We start from the raw sequence: 1054 nt of genomic DNA, 5'->3' as shown, positions 1-1054 counted from the left end.
GCGGAGTACCGCTTCAATCTCTGGGCGATCGGCGTGATGCTGTTGATCGCACTGGGTTTGGCGGTCGTCCTCGCGGCGCTGATCACGCGCTCCATCGTCCGGCCGCTGGCGCAGGTGGTGGGCGTCGCGCAATCGGTCGCGCGCGGCGACCTGGAAGCGCGCATACCGGCGGCAGACCGCAGCGAAACCGGCCGCCTCGCCGCCGCCATGCGCGACATGGTGGACGTGCTGCGCAGCTACGCCGTCGCGCAGGAAGCGATGTTCGACCAGCACGAGCTGGGCGAAATCGACCATCGCATCGCGGTGGATCGCTTCCCCGGCGCGTATGCGCGAATGGCCGAACAGACGAACACGCTGGTCGCTTCGCACATCGACGCGACCGCGCACATTCTCGACGTGGTGGCTGCGTACGGACGCGGCGACCTGTCGCGCGACGTGGATCGCATGCCCGGCAAGAAGGGCGAAGCCGCTGCCGCGGTGGACGCGGTCAAGGCCGGCATGCAGGCGGTCAACGCGGAGATCAAACACCTGGTCGATGCCGCGACGGCCGGCGACTTTACCCAGCGCGGCGACGCCGCACGCTTTTCCTTCTTCTATCGCGAGTTGGTCGACAGCCTCAATGCGCTGATGGCCACGGCCGAAGATGGCCTGGCGGAAGTGGGCGCCGTCCTCGAAGCGATGGCGCAAGGCGACCTCTCGCGCCGCATCGATGTCGCGCTGCCCGGCCGCTTCGGGCAGTTGGCCGGCGATGCGAATCGCACCGCCACGCAGCTCACCGACATCGTCGGTCGCATCCGCTCGGGCAGCGACGCGATCAATACCGCGGCGATGGAGATCGCCGCCGGCAACGACGACCTGTCGCGACGCACCGAACAGCAGGCCGCCTCGCTCGAGGAAACCGCGTCCTCGATGGAAGAGTTGACCTCCACCGTCAGGCAGAACGCGGACAACGCACGCCAAGCCAACCAGCTCGCCCTCGGCGCCACGCAGATCGCCCAACAGGGCGGGCAGGTGGTCGGCCAGGTGGTCACGACCATGGGTGGTCACGACCATG

At 68.3% G+C, this 1054-nt stretch carries 1 protein-coding gene; it reads left to right on the top strand.

The genetic code is table 11. The features are described from left to right. A partial coding sequence (locus tag AC1DOM_RS16775) for a methyl-accepting chemotaxis protein (RefSeq protein ID WP_498965359.1) occupies window positions 1-1054 on the top strand: 1054 nt, incomplete at both ends.

The organism is Lysobacter sp. P5_B12 (assembly GCF_056400425.1).
The sequence above is the reverse complement of the archived record's forward strand: the minus strand, read 5'-3'. Positions and strand labels throughout refer to the sequence as shown.